Raw genomic sequence first — 18,219 nt, 5'->3', positions numbered from 1 at the left:
GTGTAGTTTTCAGCGTTTCGCTGGTGCAATGGTGTCATGACTTAGCGTGATAATGAGGACAATAAAAAGATGCGGTTAAATACATTCATTGTGAATTTCAGTCAGGGGGGGCGTTACCACTCTGGCGGTAATGCGCTATGAAGCATCGCCATAGAAGTGTTCTGTGTGGTCGAAACATATATGCTCAACTACTTCCTTAACACAATGCTGAATTGATTGTGCTTCCCGATCATGTATAGACCGATCCAACAGATATAATAAAGTCCTTTGATTCTTGTTATCGTTAAGGCGGCTGAGGCAATATAGTCTTGGCTGGAGGTTCCATGCCGTAAAGATTCTGTAGTGTGATCCCCCGCACAGGGAGACGGATATGGCAGCTCTATGACTCACCTATGGTTTTTTGGATAACCTGATGTCGCTAAATATCGGTTAAGTGTGCGCTTGTTTTCCGTTCGGCAAAATAGTGCGCGGGTGTACTTCCCATTGTTTTTTTGAACATGGTGATAAACGCATTAACCGATTCATACCCCAGATTAGCTGCAACATTCTGAACCGAAACGCCGCTAGCCAGTTCCCGGAGAGCAATTATCAGTTGCAGTTGCTGACGCCAGCGTCCGAACGTCAACCCGGTTTCGCGCAGCATTAAACGCGCGAGAGAACGCTCGCTAAGCGCCAGTCTTTTTGCCCATGTTTTGAATGTGCTTCGGTCATCAGGTTGACTGACCAGAGCATCGGCCATGGCGCGGATTTTAGGATGCGACGACACAGGGAGGCTCAGTTTCTGCTGAGGCATGGTGGCTAATTCATCAAGTGTTACTCTGGTCAGTCTGGCGAGATGGCTTTCTGGTGGGTATCCGACGCCCTCGCGGGTTAAACGGGCAACAAGTTCTTTAATCAGACTGGAAATTGCCAGAGTACAGCATCGCTCCGGCAACGCGGCGGCTCCGGGTTCGATAAACAGATAGTTGAGATGCGCATTCCAGGTAGCTTTGGCGCTGTGCGGCACTCCCCCAGGGATCCAGACGGCACAATCAGGCGGCACGATCCAGATATCATTTTCGGCGCGACAAATGACCGCCCCATAGAGGGCAATAATCAATTGCCCTTTGCGGTGCGTATGCACAGGCACTTCGGCCGCGTAATCGACAAAATCCAGATGACGCGCGACTGCGGGACAGGGGGTGGCATCCGGATCAAACAGCGTATTGGCGAGTGGGGGTAACATAGATTGGCAACATTTAGGTATTTTTTGACAGAATAGAGTATTTAAGTGGATATGCAAGCCGGTAATAATTTCCGGCATGAAAAAAATTAACGCGAGTTACTTTCATTTTTTACACACGATATGCCAACGTCTTCGCGGTATGGCTTCTCCTTCACTACTGAATGATGCGAACGCTCTGCTCTATTCCGCGAAGAGTTTTGCCGCAGCGATGCTCGCATACTACATTGCACTGTCAATTGGCCTGGAGCGGCCTTCCTGGGCAATTATCACCGTGTATATTGTTTCCCAAACCTCCGTCGGAGCATCGCTGAGCAGAAGTCTGTATCGTCTGGTGGGAACGGTAGTCGGCGCGGGCATAACGGTATTAATTGTACCCACGTTCGCGAATTCCTCCGTATTTTGCAGCGTGATATTGACAGGCTGGATTACCTTCTGCCTCTATTTATCCTTGCTGGAACGCACGCCCCGGGCCTATGGTTTTGTCCTGGCTGGTTACACTGCGAGTCTGATTGGCTTCCCTGCGGTATCCGATCCTGGCGCGATTTTTGACATCGCTATCACTCGGATACAGGAAATCATGATCGGTATCTTCTGCGCGGCACTTATTCATCGCTATGTATTGCCCGCGCGCATCTCAGGCCAGTTCAACAGTAAATTGTCGCAGACGCTACTCGCGGCGCGACAGCGTATCGCAGAGACTTTAGCAGGCAAACCCGACGCTGCTTCCGGGCCGCTGCATATGGCACTGGCATTACAGTTCCTGCAGGGTATCAGCCATCATGTCCCTTATGATTTTGCGTTCTCTGTACCGGTCCGGCAAGCGAGAAAAAGGCTTCATGACAGGCTTGCGCGATTAGTCATTGTTAACTGTGAGTTACGCGACCGTTTAGCGCTGATAGCGACGATACCTGTCGATGTGCAAATTCTGCTGGGTGATGTTGAGGTCTGGTTGGCCTGCAAAGATGAAGGAAAATTCAAAAGCGAGGGTGAAGCGCTCAAAAAAAGCAGTGAAAAATTACTGCAGCGCTATTCAGTGTATGAGCTGACGCTTGAAGAAGCGCTGCGTGTAAGTTTTATGCGCTACCTGTTAGAGGCCATTGTCCTTGTGCAGCAGTGCTATCGTCTTTCGGACGCCATTCATCACGCGAAGCAGACGCCTGCGCAATCGGAAAAGAATACCGTGAGAGGGTATGTATTCCACCGCGATTCTCTCACTGCTGCCCGCACCGCTCTGGGCGCTTTCACCATCATTCTGAGCGGCTGCATGGTGTGGATTTTCTCGGCATGGCCTGATGGCGGTACGGCGGTTTCTATCCTTGGCGTTTGTTGCACACTGTTTGGCGGCTTCGATACGCCTGCCCCGCATATTGTGAAATACATTATCGGCTCCTTCTGGGGCGTTGTGATAAGCCTGATCTACAGTTTCGTTCTACTACCACAAGTCAGTGATTTTATCGTGCTGGTAACGGTTTTAGCTCCGATCTATCTGCTGGCTGGATCGCTCCAGGCCAGACCGCCTACCACGTTTATGGCGATGGGGATCACACTGACGCTGCCTATTTTGTGCGAGCTGGGTGCCCACTACAGCGGGGATTTTGCCGTGGCGGTGAATACCGCAATCGCACTATTTTCTGCAACTGGCTTTGCGGTATTCAGCATGGGCTTTCTGCAAACTGTACAGGCAGATGCGGCAATAAATCGCCTGCTTCAATTATGTCAGCGCGATATTAACCGCAGCGTGAAAGGTGTGCTGAATACTGATGAAACTCTCTGGATCAACCTGATGATCGATCGGGCTGCGTTGATACTGCCGCGTTTGCAGCGCAGCGGACAGTCACCGGAACGGGCACATCATTTGTTGTACGCCCTGCGCATAGGGCTGTGTGTAATGCGATTACGCCGATGTGATGCGCATGCGAACAAAGAAATAAAAGAAGTACTCACCCTTCTTACACACTCGACAGATATTGACACCTTACTTCAACGGATCGCCATTCTGACTGAGCGCAGCTTGAGCGTAACAGATGAACTATCGCGACATTATGTCGATCAACTGGTTGATCTTTACTGCGCATTAAGCGTTCAGAAAATGGAGCCTGCTAATGATCAATGATTTCAATATTGAGGGCGTTTTTGTACCCGGTCTGTTGGTAATTGCCCTCATTGCACTGACATGTACGCTATTTATCGTACATATCTTGTCATTCAGCAAGGGTTACCGCCGCTTGCCCTTTAGACCGATGATCGATTTTTCCGTCTTCATTATTACTTTTTACCTGCTGCTGCAGGGGCTGACCGAACTGGGGTTTTTTAAATGAAATCGTTACTTTCTCTACTGGGCCGCTACGTGCTGACGCTCAGCGCTGTGGCGGTGGCTACGCTTTTGGCTTTTATTCTCTGGAAACATTATGCGCAAACCCCCTGGACCCGCGATGGTCGAGTTCGTGCGGATGTGGTACAGATTGCGCCGGATGTCTCCGGACCGGTGCTGAATGTGGCCGTCCGCGATAATCAGTGGGTTAATCGGGGCGATGTGCTCTATTCCATTGACCCGCACTGGTTGAGGTTGGCCGTGGTCAGCGCACAGGCTGATGTTGAGGCGAAACGTCATGAAATGCTGATGCGCCAGGATGCGGCGAGACGACGCTCTCAGATTAAAGGGGTAATTTCCAGCGAGGATTTACAACAAACAGCCAGCGCAGCCAGCGTCGCTGCGGCTAATTACCACGGTGCACTGGCTGCGCTGGACCTTGCAGAGCTTAACTTATCGCATGCTATTGTTCGGTCTCCGGTTACGGGCTATGTCACACATTTGCGGCTTCGCCCTGGTGACTATGCCACAGCGGGAGAAACTAAAGTTTCCATCATTGATGCCCATAGTTTTTGGGTGGTTGGCTATTTTGAAGAGACTAAGTTGCAACATATCCGCACGGGAAATACTGCACACATTACGCTGATGGGATTTAAGCCGGTGATCACGGGTCATGTTGAGAGCATCGGACGCGGAATAGATGATAACAATGACGAGACCGGGGGGCTTGGCCTGCCTAATGTCGAGCCAACCTTTAGCTGGGTGCGGCTCGCGCAGCGTATCCCGGTTCGGATTCATATTGACAGATTGCCGGAGGGAATTGAATTGGTGGCTGGACTGTCTGCGAGTATATCCATCACACCATAATAAAAAGTATGGTCTCTATTGAGGATTTATGCAGAACTTAGGGATTGTCAGCTCTTGATCTATATGCCTGATGAGAATGTGTTTCTGTTAGAGTAATTCTGAGGTTTCGGTTATGAAAAACAGGAAAGATATTGTAAATGACTTAATTGTTTGGATAAACAAAAATATAGAGATGCCACTAAAAATTGATGATGTGGCTATCAAGTCCGGATATTCAAAATGGCATTTGCAGAGATTGTTTTTTTCTGAAACAGGGCAGAGTCTAGGAGGTTTTATCAGAGAGAAAGAATTATATCTTATTTTAGAAGCTGTTATCACAACAAATGAATCTTTGATAAACATCGCGATGCGATTTGGCTTTGACTCTCAGCAATCATTAACCAGGGCATTTCGAAAAAGATATAATGTCCCACCACACCGGTATAGAAAAAATGCCGTAAATATTAAAAGCAAGTCTTCTTTGGAGTAAGGTAATTACTCGTATCATAAGGTGAGCTTTTAAATCTTTAGTAACTATCTGGATTATGGACGGGGTTCATCTGGTAATCATGGTCTTAGTACCTCAGTTATAGATTTATTGAACGAAATGAAATCACTCATTTATTTCATTGAAAAGAATCTAAGTCTTCCTGTGCAATGTATGCTTTCGTGTTTTTGCATGTGTAATGTATTGGTAAGTAAATTCGTATTCATTAATTGGAATATAATTACGAGCCCATGTATGTATTTAATGATTGGATAAATTAAGGTTAATCTATTTCGTGCATTTTGGATTCGATCGAACCTATGCAATTCGACTAAACCCTCCTTTAATAAGGAGTGGCTTTAATGTATATGCGTGGTTGCGAGCATTTAAGTACTGTTTTGCTTTTACTTTTCTAATGCTTGATAATTGATGATATGTATTGATACCAGTAGTACAGAAATACAATGTCCCTTGAGGTGACAAGGAAAAAAGAGTCAAAAAAACTAATTATGTCCGTATTACTGATTTTAGAGTCCTTAATACGGACATTTGGGTTTGGTAAAATTCACTTGCGTCAATCCGACATTGATGTGGGGGAACCGCGTACGAGTGCAGTTTTTAACGTATCACCACTGAGCCTGTCGGTAATGCCTTCGTCAGATGCCCATTGTTCGAAAATAGATAGTAGTTTGTACGGTTTACTAATTAATGGACGGATGACTTCATTGTTTTTACAGGCCAGCCAGAAAAAACGAGATAGTGGTGTTGATATTCGCGTTGCAGATAATGAGGGCACTCTGCTATTGGTTATGATGTCAATGACTTTATCAAGTTCAGCATGTCGAATAACAAACCAGGCATCCCGAGGTAAAATATGAGCCGGGAAATACTCTTTCCCCAGGTAATTATTTATCCTCTTTGAGAATATCTCTTTATGTACATATGGTGAAATGTTTTTAGGGAGTTGCATAATTTTTTGTGTTATTCTTTCTTCCCATGTCATTTTATCGAATAGTTGAAATGGTTCTCCTTGTAAGCTAACTGTTATGCCATGATTAAAATCAATAGCTCCTGTTACAGGTAATGGTATTTTAAGAGATCGGGAAAGTAATTTTTGCACTAGAACATATTCATATCCAATCAATAGAGTGTCAATCACTCTCTCTGTGGGAATGATATATTTGCCAGTAGTGCTAACAATAAAATTATGTCCTTCAATAAACGCTTTTTTGTCAAGAAGGCATAAACGATTTATTGATGACATATCACATGGTCTGAGCCTTACTTTGTAGCTCGATCTCTGTATTTTTCGTAATGTAATTGGCGACTGAAAGTAAATAGAGAGATGAATGCTGCCATGTAATGCATGCCTGTAAATGTCACTTTTTTTTAATTTTCAGTCCTTTTTTATTTATCACTTCGACTGCTTCACGGATAGTCAGCCAGTCAGGCGAACTATAGTTTGTATTTGATAGTGTTTGTTTTTTTGACATAGTGGTTTTCCTCTATTTCTGTTTTTTAAAAAAAAATACCATGAATTTTCCAGTGAAATTAATTTCATGGTGCGGGATCTATTACGTTATAATATTTGGATTATATTGATACGGGGGCTTCTTAGCGTTTCAGTCCCCCATATCCGGCCTCATATTTCGCAGTGATTGAAAAGAAGAACAAATATCAGGTTAAACTAATTCAATTCTCAAACATTATTTAAGTTGAATGGAAGACATTACATAAATCTGTCTGCTCCGCCTGATGCTTCAATTGTCTGTCCAGTAACAAACTGATTCCTCCCAGAAAGTAGGAACGTAGCAATTGCAGCAATATCTTCAGGAAGTCCAAAGCGGCCCACAGGCGTTTTCTCTTTACCCAGTAATGCCATTACCTCTTCGTCTGTTCTGTCAGCCAGTTCAGGACGACGATTGCGAACATTCGGTAGCATGTTCTGCGCCCAGTTATCCGTCGCGACAGCACCCACTCCGATCGCATTGACCAGAATGCCATCCGGAGCCACGCTAAGTGCTAAACTACGGGTCAGGTTGTTGATAGCGGCGCTCAGTGCGTGTGAGACGGTAAGTTGCGGATTAGGGTAGATACCGCCAATGGATGAGATATTGACAATACGCCCCCAGTTTCGTCTCTGCATCCCGGGGATGATTACCTTACAAAAACGTCGCATGGCGGAGAATTTGGTCTCAGTCATTATCTGCCAGTCTTCTTCCGAAGTGGTTAACAGCGTGCCCGCATGGGCTCTTCCGGCATTGTTCACCAGTAAATCAATACGCTGAAAAACTTTTTCCGCTTGTTCAACCACTAAAGAAGGTAGTTTGGGATCAGTCACATCCCCGGCAATAGGCAGCACCGAAACACCGTATTTCTCTGAAATTTTTTTCGCAGCAAGAATCAGCTCAGGTTCTCGTCTGGCCACCATGACTAAATGCACACCATTCACGGCCAATTCTTCACAAATGCTGAAACCAATTCCGGTATGGGCTCCAGTTACCAGAGCCACTTTTCCAGTCAGTTTTAAATCCATTTGTTGCTCCTCAAGTTAAGCACAGTCAATAACATGAGCAGTATTAGTAACAAATCTCTTTTTCAGGAGCTTGTGCATCAGAATTCAGATGTCTGAAAAAAGCGGTCAAAGAGTTGGGTGTCGCCTTTGCTTATACTCCAGACAATATTGAGTTTAGTGCCAGGAGTGGTCAATGCGTTCGGACAATCACGAGCTTTCTTCTACCAGGATTCTTATGCTGGGGATTATTTGTTGTATTGTTGTGGCTAATATTTATTTTAATCAATCTGTCCTGAATTTAATTGCCGGATCCTTTCCCAATGAATGGGGAGCTGTTTCTTTGATCCCCATGGTCACCCAGGTAGGCTATGCGGTGGGCTTATTCTTTCTGATCCCCCTTGGCGATTATATTGAACGTCAGTGGCTTATCCTGCGTCAAGCGCAGGTGCTTTTCCTGGCAATGATCGGCATGATGTTATCCCCAACGGCGACAGTGTTGGTGTTCTTCTCCTTCCTTACCGGGATGGCTGCAACAGTAGCTCAACAGATAGTGCCGCTTGCCGCCTCGCTCTCAAGAACTTCTGCACGAGGTAAAACCGTTGGTACGGTGATGAGCGGTGTCCTGGCAGGTATCCTTGCTGGCCGGGCTATCGGAGGCCTTATTGGTCAGTATTTCGGCTGGCGTGGCGTCTTTTTATCCGGCGCGATCATGACATTGCTGGCTATATTTTTCATCTTACGCATTTTGCCTACTCAGTCGTTGTCAACGCCAAAGTTTAACTATCTGGCGGTATTACGTTCATTAGGACTGCTGTGGAAAAACGAGCCGCAGGTGCGTGGTGCAACTCTTACACAAGCAATGCTGTTTGCCTCCTTCAGCGTGCTGTGGACCGTGCTCCCTTTCTGGTTAGCTCATCGCTACGATTACGGTGCAGGGATAACCGGCGCCCTAGCTGCTTTGGGGTTAATCGGTATTCTGTGTGCGCCTCTGGCGGGAAGTTTCAGCGATCGTTAGGGACCATTCCGAATGGTTGTTTTTGGTGTGATACTCATGCTGCTAGCCTGGACTGTTTTTTGGAGATGGAACAGTATTGTGGGTATGGTGGTGGGCATTCTACTACTGGATGCGGGTGAGCAATGTGTACTGATAGCTAATCAGCACACGATTTATTCTTTGCGTCCGGATGCCAGAAACCGTCTTAATACATTATTTATGTGCGTTATGTTTATTGGCGGAGCATGTGGCTCACTGACTGCCACCTGGTTATGGGAGACAACTCATAGCTGGGCGCTGATTTCTTCAGCAGGGGGCGGACTCGTGATCATGGGGATGTTGATAGCCGTAAAACGTAAATATTCAGGCCCCTATTCGGGCACATAGCGCAATAGCACTTCTTACATCCGTCGCATTGTCTGAGTCATCAACATCATGTAAAGCGTCCTGTATCAATTGTTTAGCAGCCCATTTTTCCCCGGCTTCAGCCTGCAATGTCGCCAATGAATAAGCAATACGGAGGGCCCAGCCATGAGCCTGTTGCTGACGCGCTTTGTCCAGGGCCTTCTCCAACAGCAGGCGTTGCTTCTGAGGAGGTAATTGAGTGGCAGAAAGACGCATCAGCTCAGGCGTGCACCAGTTTTCATGATCCTGGCGGGTGGCTCTCAGCGATAACCCGGTATCAATTTCTGACAACAAGGGGGAATATTGCCAATCTAATCCCATCGCCCGCAACGAGCTAAACAGTGTGGTTTGACTAACATCGGTATGACTGAACTGTTTGGCCCAAACAAGAAACAGCTCGCCGTATGTCTTCCAGAAATATAAATCATGCCTTTTTGCCAGATGAATAAGCCAGTTTGCGGCCTTTATAACCCAACGCGGATTACGATCCAGTGCTGCTGTCATACAAGCGCCTTCAGCCAGTGCACAGCAAAGAGAACAGACATGCTGCAAACGAGCGGCTTTTTTAACACCGCGCCATGCCATCTGTTTCGCGGCCTTATACTCACCCTGTAACCAGAGTAAACGAGACAGAAAGGCCTGACCGGCGCTCTCTTGATCAAGACCAAAACGGAAAGAGTGACTTAATTCGCCATGTTCATACCAGTCAAGAGATTGCTGGAGATAATCACGCCCGACATAATGACGCCCCAAAAAATGCAGGGATACACCGAGAATACGCAGCCCGGTTGCCATCGCCTCCTCGTCACTAATGGACCGTGCCAGCTCGCACATAGATTGCGCATGCTCAAGCGCTTTATCCAACTCGCCAGTACGCAGATAATACAACCATAATCCGTAATGAGCCTGTAAACGTATTTCTTTGTCGTCGAGCTTTTCTGCAAGTGCAAGCGCGGTTTTCCAGGCTGAATGTGTTTCAGGCGTAGGGCCTTTTGCCCAGGTTGACGCCTTACCTGCTACAGCGCTGAGATTCATTCTCTGGCGTAGCGTTAATACTACCCGAGAAGTATTTTCATAAAGCAAAGGATAGATATGGCGCTGACATTCATCGTAGAGTGAATATTCAATCCAAAAAGGGGTCATCGCTTGTAAGATCTCAAGCCCCTTAGAGGGAGCGGCCCCTTCAGCCAACGTTTGCTGTAATATGCTCCGCAAATCATTAAGCATATGGCTATAACGTTCACGCCACTGTCCCGTTGGCAGCATAAACCAATCACCTTGGGCCTCTTCTACCAGAACTTTATAATAACCGGTAAAACGGGCTTCAAGAACAGTATATTCACCCTGTTGCCTGAGTTTATCGCATGCGAACTGGCGCATGGTTTCCAGCAGGCGGAAACGGGTCTCTGGTACCTGAGTACTGACCTGAATCAGGGATAAAGACAGCAATCTTTGCAGATCGTCAACAACCTGCCAGCGATGCTTGTCTTTAATCAGCAGAAGGTCACTTACTGATTTCACACTGAACATATCGGTATAGATCCCCAGAGAGCAAAATAATCTTTGTTCACGAGTGTTGAGTAACTGATAAGTCCACTCCAGCGTGGTCAGTATTTTCTGATGTCTGGGCACCAGAGAGCTGTGCGTATTGCTCAATAGCTGGAAACGGTCTTCCAGTCGGCTATAGATCTCTTTGACACTCATGACTGGCAGACGGGAGGCCGCAAGTTCAATCGCCAACGGCAGACCGTCAAGATGACGGCATAACTCGCCAATCAACGACAGTTCGCTGGCTGATGGATGGAAATTATGTCGGTTGGCCTGCCCACGTTCGATAAAGAGGCGGACACTGTCAAAAGTCAGTAACTCGTGGGTATCAGCCTCTTCGCTCTCAGGAACTTGTAATGGCGGTAGTAGATATTGTTGCTCGCCGGCAACCTGTAACGCTACCTGGCTGGTCAACAACAGTTTTATATGGGGAGCCAGGCGCAGGAGCAACGTAATCACTGGTTCCAGTTCACTAATTACATGTTCACAGTTATCAATCAGCAGTAAACATCGACGCCGTGCAAGCTGTTGCCGTAAATCGGCATCATTATGAATGGCAGCTAATGGAAGATGGAGCGCTTGTGAAATAACAGATAGCAAGCTGGATGCTTCGGTGATATGCGCCAGTTCAGCCACACATATTCCATCAGGAAAATGCGAGTGTGTAAGGCTGACGACTTCCCATGCCAAACGAGTCTTACCCACGCCCCCTGAGCCTGTAACCGTCACCAGACGGTATTGATCCAATAAGGTGCATAATTCCTGCACAGCTTTATCACGCCCCAGAATCGATGCGAGAAAAGGGGTAACAGCGGGCTCAGGTATTTCTGATTTAGAGAGCGGTTTAGTTGGCAATTTGTTGATATTAAAGCGATAACCACAACCAAATTCAGTAATCAGTAGATGGCGGTCATGTCCCAGTATGCGGCGTATAGCAGAAATTTGTGCCTGAAGATTATTTTCTTCGACGATTTCATTTCCCCACACTTGAGTAAGTAAAGATTCTTTACTTACCGCTTTACCTCCAGCACTCACCAGAACAACCAGAACATCAAAAGCTCTGGCAGAAATTCTTACTGGCTTACCCCGATGTAACAGAATCCTTAGCTGTGGCCAGATTTGCCAGTCAGCAAAGTGAATCTCATCAATTGATATCATGGTGTTGAGATCTTCTGTTTTGAGCATCACGAACTCTCGGTATGGAGTAAGCCATTTCTAACGAAAGTGGTCATCAGAATCAGGCTACATGTTGAATGTGCTGCATCGGCGTATAACTATTCAATACCACTTTTACCGTTAATGATTATAAAGCCAATAGTGCTATGTGGCATAGCTTTGCGATCAAGCTGGTGATGAAAACTGAATTTCGACGAACGATCCACGCTGACAATAAGACGACGATTGGCATCCAACGAAGCGATCAAAGGCTAATTATTGCGATGCCGGTCAGCACCACCACTGCACCGGCAATCCGGCGTGCCAGATGATTTTCACGAAAAAGCCAGTACGAAAGAAGGGAGCCGACAATAATGGATGTTTCCCTGAGAGGAGCGACGAGTGCCAGTGGCATGCTCTGCATGGCTGTCAGTACAAGGATATAGGCAAGGGGAGAGCATACAGCAATGATAAGGATTGGGATGATATCCACACGTACAGCAGTTGGAATGCGATTTCGTCGCCGCATCGCACCAGGGGTAAGAATCAGACTCTGTAGCAGGAGTGTGCTGGCGTAGTAGCGCACTGGATCCAGGTGCAGAGAGATTACCGAATAACCGTCCCAGAGTGTATAGCCAGCGATGGCGGTGCCTGTCGCTGCCCCCCAAAGCATTCCCTGTAGTGGTCGGCTTCCGCTCCTGAACGGATTGCCGGTGACAACGAAAATACCAGCGATAACGATAAAAGCGCCGAGTAAAGCGCCTGGTGAAATCCGTTCTCCCATGAGAAGGGTTGCAAACAGTATCGTCAGAACTGGTCCACTTCCTCGGGCAATCGGATAAACAACACCCAGTTCGGCGCGCTCGTAGCCAGCCTGCAAGATTAGAGAATAAGCGATATGAAGTGCAGACGAGATAACTGCGCCGACAGCGAGTCTCCAGTCGAGTTCCTGTTGTCCCTCAACTATCAGAATGAGGCTGAACGGGACCCACAGCAATGATGAGGCACAGCTGTACGCCCAGACGAACACAAGAGTGTCTTCCCTCTTGTATTTTGAGGCTATATTCCATACTGCATGAGCTACCGCAGCAGTAAGAATCATTGCTACCGTGCTGAACTGCATCAGGACATATCGGGCAAATCAATACCCGCCCGTTCAGCCCGGCGACTTTGTTCTTTATCCCGCAGAGTGAGAGCAGCGACCAGCGTATCAATAACGACGAGCTGGGCCAGTCGACTCCCGGCAGCGGCCATCTGTGCCGGGAGTGGCATTCCGCCAACAACGAGCGAAACGTTGGCGAGTGTCGCCAGTGGGGTATCGTACTGGTTAGTTATTGCAATAAGCGATGCTCCTGCCGAGGATGCTGCATCAGCGATGGAGAGTGTGGATGATGTGCGCCCTGTTGAACTGACGACGATGATGACATCGCCTGGACCGAGTAGACGAGCAGCAATCATCGCTGATAAATAATCCTGGATACTGACGGTTATCACACCCGCCGTCCGCAAACGAAAGACCGCATCAGCGGCAACCGTCGCAGAGGGACCAGCACCAAATGCAAATACCTGGCGTGCGCTCTGGATTAAATCGACCGCCTCATCAAGTGCGGAGATTTCGATAGCACCGCTGAGCGCAGTCAGTGCGTCTACACCAGCACGAATTGATGTTTCCAGCACTGATGCCAGCGTCGCATCCGCTGTAAGAACTTCAGGCGGGGCAAAGAATTGGGCAGTGCCACGAGCCCGGGCAATCTCTATCTTAAGTTCAGTGAACCCGGTGAACCCGATCGCTCGTGCAGCGCGTATTACTGTCGGCGGTGATACACCAGCACGGGTGGCAACCTGTGCTGCCGTGCTTGTACCGACAAATAAAGGATCGACAAGCAGGAGATCGACAACTTTAGCCTCACTTGCAGCGAGGTCGCCGCTTCGGGCGTGAATGCTGCCAAGCCATTGCTGTAACCGCTGCTCACCTTCTGAAATTCTATTACCATTTTCTTTATTCATATGTAATATATTACATGTCCTTTGGGAAGGGCACAACCACCACGTAATTAGATTCTGTTGCAAGGAGTCCACATTCATGAACACTGAAATCAATACAGTTGTTGCTGTTTTAGGTCCAGGTGCCATCGGCACAACAGTCGCGGCGGCGTTACACGAAGTCGGCCGCACACCATTGCTGTGTGGACGTACTCCCCGCGATCGCCTGACCTTGCAAGATGGCAACCGCTTTATCACCGTACCCGGTCCGGTACAGACGAATCCGGCACAAATCACTCGCACGGTTGATCTTATCTTTCTGGCAGTCAAGTCCACACAAATCGACGCGGCAGCAGAATGGCTCAGGGCGTTGACTGGCCCGGAGACGGTTATATGCGTGCTCCAGAATGGGGTCGAACAGTTGGACAGGCTCGCTACGTACTCTCTGCCCGGACAGATCGTTCCCGCTGTCGTGTGGTTCCCTGCTCAAGCGCAGTCCGATGGCTCGGTACGCTTGCGTGGTGAGGCGCGCCTCAGCGTGCCAGACGCACCAGCTTCCCGTGTAGTGGCCGCAGCGCTGCAAGGCACGTGGTGCTCCGTAGATCTGGCCGCGAATTTCAGCTCCCTGGCCTGGCGCAAGCTGATGCAGAATGCGGTGGCTGGACTCATGGCACTCACGCACCGCCGCTCAGGCATGTTTGGCCGTGCTGATATCGCCAGGCTTACGCTGGCTTATCTGCAGGAATGCCTGGCCGTGGCACGTGCAGAGGGCGCTGAACTCGGAGACGAAGTGCCGCAGGAGATCCTCGATAAGTTCCGGGCGGCTCCTGCAGACATGAGCACCTCCATCCTCACGGATCGAGAAGCTGGCCGACCGCTTGAATGGGATATCCGCAACGGCGTCATTGCGCGTCGCGGCCGGGTTCACAGCATTCCAACGCCGATCAGCGACATCCTGGTACCGCTTCTTGCGGCTGCGAGCGATGGCCCTGGTTGATCTTAAAGCCGATGATTGCACTCTTACTTCTCTTCTTCGTCGCTCTCGGTGCCGGAGTACTCAGCGGTGTCGTCGGCACTGGCTCGTCGTTAATCATGCTGCCCGTCCTCGTCGCCACGTACGGGCCACGGATTGCTGTGCCTGTTATGGCGATCGCCTCCCTTTTCGGCAACATCGGACGGGTGATTGTCTGGTGGCATGAGATTCGTTGGCGACCGGTGTTTGCCTATTCGTTGGCGGGAGTTCCTGCGGCTGTTCTCGGGGCGCACACGTTACTTACGATTTCTCCTGGCACAGTGGAGGTATTCCTGGCAGCTTTCTTCCTTGCGATGATCCCGCTGCGCCGTCTCATCAGACGATCGAACCTCCACTTGAATCTCTGGCACATGAGTTTTGCCGGGGCGATTGTCGGGTTTCTGACCGGATTCGTGCTGTCCACCGGGCCGCTCAGCGTGCCGGTATTTACCGGGTACGGAATGAGTGGAGGCGTATTTTTGGGATCAGAGGCGGCAAGCGCAATCCTGCTCTACGCTGGCAAGCTAGCTACGTTCGGTATATCGGGCGCACTCGCGCAGCCTGTCCTCACACATGGACTTGCCATCGGCATCGCATTGTTCGTCGGTTCGATGATTGCGAAACGTCTCGTCCAGAAACTCCAGACGCATACGTTCGAGCTTCTCATTGATGCCGTTCTCGTCGCTGGGGCAGTAGGGATGATCCTTGCTCTCAAATGAAATGGCACGCCAGGGCTGACGGCGCAAGCGTGTTGTTGTTGTGTAACAGCTTTCTACAGGCAGCGACGGGTCGGGGTGGAGGGGTTGGCAAGCCATCAGAAATGAATAAAGCCGTACCAGGGTATGCTGATACAGCTTTTTGTTATTGGTCATGCAGCTTCGTTGTTTTTATCCCGCCCTGTGTTAAAAGGTGGTACGTATGCGACCCGGCATGTATCGATATAATCTGACCACCACTGCATCATCGCCTTGCGGGCTTCCAGATGCTCAGCCTTATGAATGTAAGCCAGACGCACGGTGTTGCGCTCCTGGTGACTCATCTGGCGTTCCACTGCATCCTGCGACCATAAGCCAGACTCCATCAGGGCACTGCATGCCATTGCCCGAAAGCCATGTCCGCAGATGTCCTGTTTCGTGTCGAATCCCATAAGGCGCAGTGCTTTATTAACCGCGTTTTCGCACATCGGCCTGTACGGGTTATGGTCGCCGGGGAAGACCAGTTCGTAAGCCCCGGATATTTCCTTAATCCGTTTCAGAATAGCTATAGCCTGCTGTGAGAGGGGCACGATATGAGCAGTGCGCATTTTTGCACCGCGCCCTGAATAACGCACACCCACAATGGCTTCGCGTGTGGCGGGTATCGTCCAAATTCTGTTTATGAAATCAATTTCTGACCAGCGTGCAAAGCGCAGCTCACTGGAGCGAATGAACAGATGCAGCGTCAGCAGGACAGCAAGCCGGGTCAGTTCACGGCCCTGATGATATGCTTCAATGTGTTCAATCAATTCAGGCAGCCGCTCCAGCGGCAGGGCGGGATAGTGGTGTCTCATGGGGGGAGCCGTCACGCCATCAAGATTTGCTGCCGGGTTGGTGTCGATAAATCCCTGATGGACCGCATGGCGCATGATGTTACTGAGGTGCTGCCGCGTGCGGGACGCGACTTCCAGCAGGCCCTTTTCCTCAATACCTTTCAGCAGGTCAATGAAATGATGGGGTTTAAGCTCCGTGACGGACAGATGACCAATTACAGGAAAGATATGGTTGTTCATGCTGGCAAGCAGACGGTCAGCGGTGTTCTGCGACCACTTTTTATTGTTTTTATGCCATGCCAGCGCCACTGTTTTAAACACCTTCTCTGGTGTGCAGGCTCTGCGTTCAGCAGCCCTCTGCTGTGCCGGGTTGATGTTCAGCGCCAGCATCTTACGGATACCTTCGCGCTGCTGGCGGGCATCAGACAGGGAGACGGCAGGATAGGCACCCAGTGCAATGCGGGATTCTTTGCCGTTTATACGATATTTAAGATACCAGTGACGTGAGCCGCCTGGTTTGATAAGAAGGTACAGACCGTTAGAATCAGAAACTTTGAAGGGTTTTGCGGATGGTTTTAAAGTGCGGATTTTTGAGTCGTTAAGGGACATTTGGGGGTCACTCCGTCATCGAACTAACCTGACCCCAGATTTGACCACCAATTTTTCCCGATGCGGAGGGTAAAATCAAAATGCACCGGGAAGAGTTTTCACGCTAACCTCTTGAATCAATATCAGATAAGGATTCGCAAAGATGCATGCAAACAGGAAATTGGCTCCTCTGACTGGGTCGCATTTGCGAGCATGGGGCTATTACAAAAACCAATATGACTAACTAGCAGTAATCCTTAGTTCTCGGGCGGAAGACGAAATGTCATGCTGTTTCGGCAGCAATCCATATAGATTCATAAATTGACATTTTAGCCTCCACGTCGGCAGCGGTGTTGGGAGCAGAGGTTCTACATCTTAAACTGAAGCATTTAAGAAACATTGGCTTCTGGCTGAGTCATTGCCACCGATAAATACCACAATGAGTAGCTACGCTACTTGTGACGTTTTCTACCCCCCAGGCTTCAACGCATAACGGTAGTCGCGTTACACCCATGGTTATGTCTATCTACAGAAGGGCGAACTGAAGCTTAAATTTTAGAATAACAATGTAGCTCTTAACTATGGCGCAAATATTGCATATTAAAATTAGATAGAATGAGACTATTTAGAATGTTAACGCGAAGATATTTTATAAAGGTTTTTTCATGACACATTTCACACTCAAGCAACTTAAATATTTCGTCACTGTGGTTGAGACCGAAAGCATCGCCGAAGCGTCACGCCAGCTGCATATCGCCCAGCCTTCGATTTCGGTCGCCATCAAAAACCTTGAGGACGCTTTTGAACAGCAGCTGTTCATTCGCCATCATGCACAGGGCGTATCGCTCACCTCCAGTGGGAGACGGTTCTACGAAAAAGCAAAGGAGTTGCTGCGGTTGTCCTATGAGTTTGAGCAAAGTTCACGCGCAGAAAATGAGCTGGTTTGCGGCACCATCGCCGTGGGTTGTTTTGAATCGGCGGCTCCGCTGTATATGCCCAAGCTGATTGCAGGTTTCAAAAAACTCTATCCGGAAATCAATATTCAGCTGTACGACGGTGAACAGCATGAGCTGATGCACGGTTTACATCGTGGCCGTTTTGACATGGCATTTCTCTACGATCTTGACCTGGACAACGCGATTCAGAAAGAACCGCTGAATGCGCCGCATAAACCCTATGCGCTGCTACCGGCGGCGCATCCGCTGGCGAAAAAAAGTGCGGTGACATTACAGGAACTGGCAAGCGAACCGATGATCCTGTTGGATGCGGTACCCAGCAAAAATTACTTTATCAGCATTTTCAAAGAGAATGGTTATTACCCTGAAGTGGCCTATAGCTCTCCGTCAATTGAAATGGTGCGGTGCATGGTCGGGCAGGGGCTGGGCTTTTCGGTGCTGGTGACCCGGCCCTGTTCGGATATGACATACGATGGGCAGCGCTTGGTGCAACTGGATATTATCGATGAAATGGCGGCATCGACGCTGATTATGGCTTATCTGCAAAATAATGAACCCACGCGGCCCACGCGGTTATTTATGGATTATTGCCGCAGTGTTGAATTAACTCCGGCCGTCAGCAGCCATTAAATTGTTACTCTACCCGTTGCGGGTAGAGCAAACGTC

Annotated in this window: 15 protein-coding genes and 1 pseudogene; 9 read left to right on the top strand and 7 right to left on the bottom strand. The window is 48.8% G+C overall.

Annotated features, from left to right (window positions below; all coding sequences use genetic code 11):
* Positions 1 to 418 precede the first annotated feature (418 nt).
* On the bottom strand, positions 419 to 1,225 hold the full coding sequence (locus JOE09_RS04895) for an AraC family transcriptional regulator (RefSeq protein ID WP_032754820.1): 807 nt from the start codon (positions 1,223 to 1,225) through the stop codon (positions 419 to 421).
* A gap of 76 nt (positions 1,226 to 1,301) precedes the next feature.
* On the opposite strand from JOE09_RS04895, the gene JOE09_RS04890 reads away from it, so the two are divergent.
* The 4 genes from JOE09_RS04890 to JOE09_RS04875 all read left to right on the top strand — a co-directional run bounded on the left by JOE09_RS04890 (position 1,302) and on the right by JOE09_RS04875 (position 4,872).
* On the top strand, positions 1,302 to 3,338 hold the full coding sequence (locus JOE09_RS04890) for an FUSC family protein (RefSeq protein ID WP_032754817.1): 2,037 nt from the start codon (positions 1,302 to 1,304) through the stop codon (positions 3,336 to 3,338).
* Positions 3,328 to 3,543, top strand: a complete 216-nt coding sequence (locus JOE09_RS04885; protein ID WP_032754814.1) for a DUF1656 domain-containing protein — start codon at positions 3,328 to 3,330, stop codon at positions 3,541 to 3,543. Before JOE09_RS04890 ends, JOE09_RS04885 begins: the two co-directional genes overlap by 11 nt.
* Complete coding sequence (locus JOE09_RS04880) at positions 3,540 to 4,403, top strand: efflux RND transporter periplasmic adaptor subunit (RefSeq protein ID WP_032754812.1); 864 nt, start codon at positions 3,540 to 3,542, stop codon at positions 4,401 to 4,403. Before JOE09_RS04885 ends, JOE09_RS04880 begins: the two co-directional genes overlap by 4 nt.
* Positions 4,404 to 4,515: 112 nt before the next feature.
* Positions 4,516 to 4,872: a helix-turn-helix domain-containing protein gene (locus tag JOE09_RS04875; protein ID WP_048762578.1), complete on the top strand. Its 357-nt coding sequence runs from the start codon at positions 4,516 to 4,518 to the stop codon at positions 4,870 to 4,872.
* A gap of 571 nt (positions 4,873 to 5,443) precedes the next feature.
* Here JOE09_RS04875 and JOE09_RS04870 read toward each other — a convergent pair.
* Together JOE09_RS04870 and JOE09_RS04865 are read right to left on the bottom strand one after the other, a co-directional pair.
* Positions 5,444 to 6,362: pseudogene (locus JOE09_RS04870) on the bottom strand (hypothetical protein).
* 236 nt (positions 6,363 to 6,598) lie between these two features.
* On the bottom strand, positions 6,599 to 7,405 hold the full coding sequence (locus tag JOE09_RS04865) for an SDR family NAD(P)-dependent oxidoreductase (protein ID WP_016530710.1): 807 nt from the start codon (positions 7,403 to 7,405) through the stop codon (positions 6,599 to 6,601).
* 172 nt (positions 7,406 to 7,577) lie between these two features.
* Here JOE09_RS04865 and JOE09_RS04860 point away from each other — a divergent pair, with 172 nt between their 5' ends.
* Together JOE09_RS04860 and JOE09_RS26085 are read left to right on the top strand one after the other, a co-directional pair.
* Positions 7,578 to 8,399 (top strand): MFS transporter, encoded by an 822-nt coding sequence (locus JOE09_RS04860; RefSeq protein WP_227952978.1) that lies wholly within the window; start codon positions 7,578 to 7,580, stop codon positions 8,397 to 8,399.
* A gap of 12 nt (positions 8,400 to 8,411) precedes the next feature.
* The gene (locus tag JOE09_RS26085; protein ID WP_227952981.1) at positions 8,412 to 8,765 is read left to right on the top strand and encodes an MFS transporter; all 354 of its coding nucleotides are present in this window, start codon (positions 8,412 to 8,414) and stop codon (positions 8,763 to 8,765) included.
* On the opposite strand, the gene JOE09_RS04855 is transcribed toward JOE09_RS26085, so the two are convergent.
* The 3 genes from JOE09_RS04855 to JOE09_RS04845 all read right to left on the bottom strand — a co-directional run bounded on the left by JOE09_RS04855 (position 8,742) and on the right by JOE09_RS04845 (position 13,493).
* Entirely contained in the window at positions 8,742 to 11,516 is a 2,775-nt protein-coding gene (locus tag JOE09_RS04855) for an ATP-binding protein (protein ID WP_048762579.1), read from the bottom strand. The two genes, JOE09_RS26085 and JOE09_RS04855, sit on opposite strands and share 24 nt — an antisense overlap.
* Positions 11,517 to 11,751: 235 nt before the next feature.
* Entirely contained in the window at positions 11,752 to 12,609 is an 858-nt protein-coding gene (locus JOE09_RS04850) for a DMT family transporter (protein WP_032754802.1), read from the bottom strand.
* On the bottom strand, positions 12,609 to 13,493 hold the full coding sequence (locus JOE09_RS04845) for a MurR/RpiR family transcriptional regulator (protein WP_004899254.1): 885 nt from the start codon (positions 13,491 to 13,493) through the stop codon (positions 12,609 to 12,611). The genes JOE09_RS04850 and JOE09_RS04845 overlap by 1 nt, the downstream gene beginning before the upstream one ends.
* 76 nt (positions 13,494 to 13,569) lie before the next feature.
* Here JOE09_RS04845 and JOE09_RS04840 point away from each other — a divergent pair, with 76 nt between their 5' ends.
* Together JOE09_RS04840 and JOE09_RS04835 are read left to right on the top strand one after the other, a co-directional pair.
* The gene (locus JOE09_RS04840; RefSeq protein WP_032936819.1) at positions 13,570 to 14,466 is read left to right on the top strand and encodes an oxidoreductase; all 897 of its coding nucleotides are present in this window, start codon (positions 13,570 to 13,572) and stop codon (positions 14,464 to 14,466) included.
* Positions 14,467 to 14,477: 11 nt separating this feature from the next.
* On the top strand, positions 14,478 to 15,200 hold the full coding sequence (locus JOE09_RS04835) for a sulfite exporter TauE/SafE family protein (protein WP_040206044.1): 723 nt from the start codon (positions 14,478 to 14,480) through the stop codon (positions 15,198 to 15,200).
* 149 nt (positions 15,201 to 15,349) lie between these two features.
* Here JOE09_RS04835 and JOE09_RS04830 read toward each other — a convergent pair whose 3' ends face one another.
* Positions 15,350 to 16,618, bottom strand: a complete 1,269-nt coding sequence (locus JOE09_RS04830) for a tyrosine-type recombinase/integrase (RefSeq protein WP_048762580.1) — start codon at positions 16,616 to 16,618, stop codon at positions 15,350 to 15,352.
* Between the two features lie 644 nt (positions 16,619 to 17,262).
* Here JOE09_RS04830 and JOE09_RS04825 point away from each other — a divergent pair.
* Positions 17,263 to 18,183, top strand: a complete 921-nt coding sequence (locus JOE09_RS04825; RefSeq protein ID WP_040206036.1) for a LysR substrate-binding domain-containing protein — start codon at positions 17,263 to 17,265, stop codon at positions 18,181 to 18,183.
* Positions 18,184 to 18,219 lie beyond the last annotated feature (36 nt).

It is taken from the genome of Pantoea coffeiphila, assembly GCF_016909495.1.
Classification (GTDB): Bacteria; Pseudomonadota; Gammaproteobacteria; order Enterobacterales; family Enterobacteriaceae; genus Erwinia; species Erwinia coffeiphila.
The sequence above is the reverse complement of the archived record's forward strand: the minus strand, read 5'-3'. Positions and strand labels throughout refer to the sequence as shown.

Excerpts from the sequence above, each read along its gene's own strand:
- JOE09_RS04895 (WP_032754820.1), bottom strand. The coding sequence starts at position 1,225 with ATGTTACCCCCACTCGCCAATACGCTGTTTGATCCGGATGCCACCCCC.
- JOE09_RS04890 (WP_032754817.1), top strand. The coding sequence starts at position 1,302 with ATGAAAAAAATTAACGCGAGTTACTTTCATTTTTTACACACGATATGC.
- JOE09_RS04885 (WP_032754814.1), top strand. The coding sequence starts at position 3,328 with ATGATCAATGATTTCAATATTGAGGGCGTTTTTGTACCCGGTCTGTTG.
- JOE09_RS04880 (WP_032754812.1), top strand. The coding sequence starts at position 3,540 with ATGAAATCGTTACTTTCTCTACTGGGCCGCTACGTGCTGACGCTCAGC.
- JOE09_RS04875 (WP_048762578.1), top strand. The coding sequence starts at position 4,516 with ATGAAAAACAGGAAAGATATTGTAAATGACTTAATTGTTTGGATAAAC.
- JOE09_RS04865 (WP_016530710.1), bottom strand. The coding sequence starts at position 7,405 with ATGGATTTAAAACTGACTGGAAAAGTGGCTCTGGTAACTGGAGCCCAT.
- JOE09_RS04860 (WP_227952978.1), top strand. The coding sequence starts at position 7,578 with ATGCGTTCGGACAATCACGAGCTTTCTTCTACCAGGATTCTTATGCTG.
- JOE09_RS26085 (WP_227952981.1), top strand. The coding sequence starts at position 8,412 with ATGGTTGTTTTTGGTGTGATACTCATGCTGCTAGCCTGGACTGTTTTT.
- JOE09_RS04855 (WP_048762579.1), bottom strand. The coding sequence starts at position 11,516 with ATGCTCAAAACAGAAGATCTCAACACCATGATATCAATTGATGAGATT.
- JOE09_RS04850 (WP_032754802.1), bottom strand. The coding sequence starts at position 12,609 with ATGCAGTTCAGCACGGTAGCAATGATTCTTACTGCTGCGGTAGCTCAT.
- JOE09_RS04845 (WP_004899254.1), bottom strand. The coding sequence starts at position 13,493 with ATGAATAAAGAAAATGGTAATAGAATTTCAGAAGGTGAGCAGCGGTTA.
- JOE09_RS04840 (WP_032936819.1), top strand. The coding sequence starts at position 13,570 with ATGAACACTGAAATCAATACAGTTGTTGCTGTTTTAGGTCCAGGTGCC.
- JOE09_RS04835 (WP_040206044.1), top strand. The coding sequence starts at position 14,478 with ATGATTGCACTCTTACTTCTCTTCTTCGTCGCTCTCGGTGCCGGAGTA.
- JOE09_RS04830 (WP_048762580.1), bottom strand. The coding sequence starts at position 16,618 with ATGTCCCTTAACGACTCAAAAATCCGCACTTTAAAACCATCCGCAAAA.
- JOE09_RS04825 (WP_040206036.1), top strand. The coding sequence starts at position 17,263 with ATGACACATTTCACACTCAAGCAACTTAAATATTTCGTCACTGTGGTT.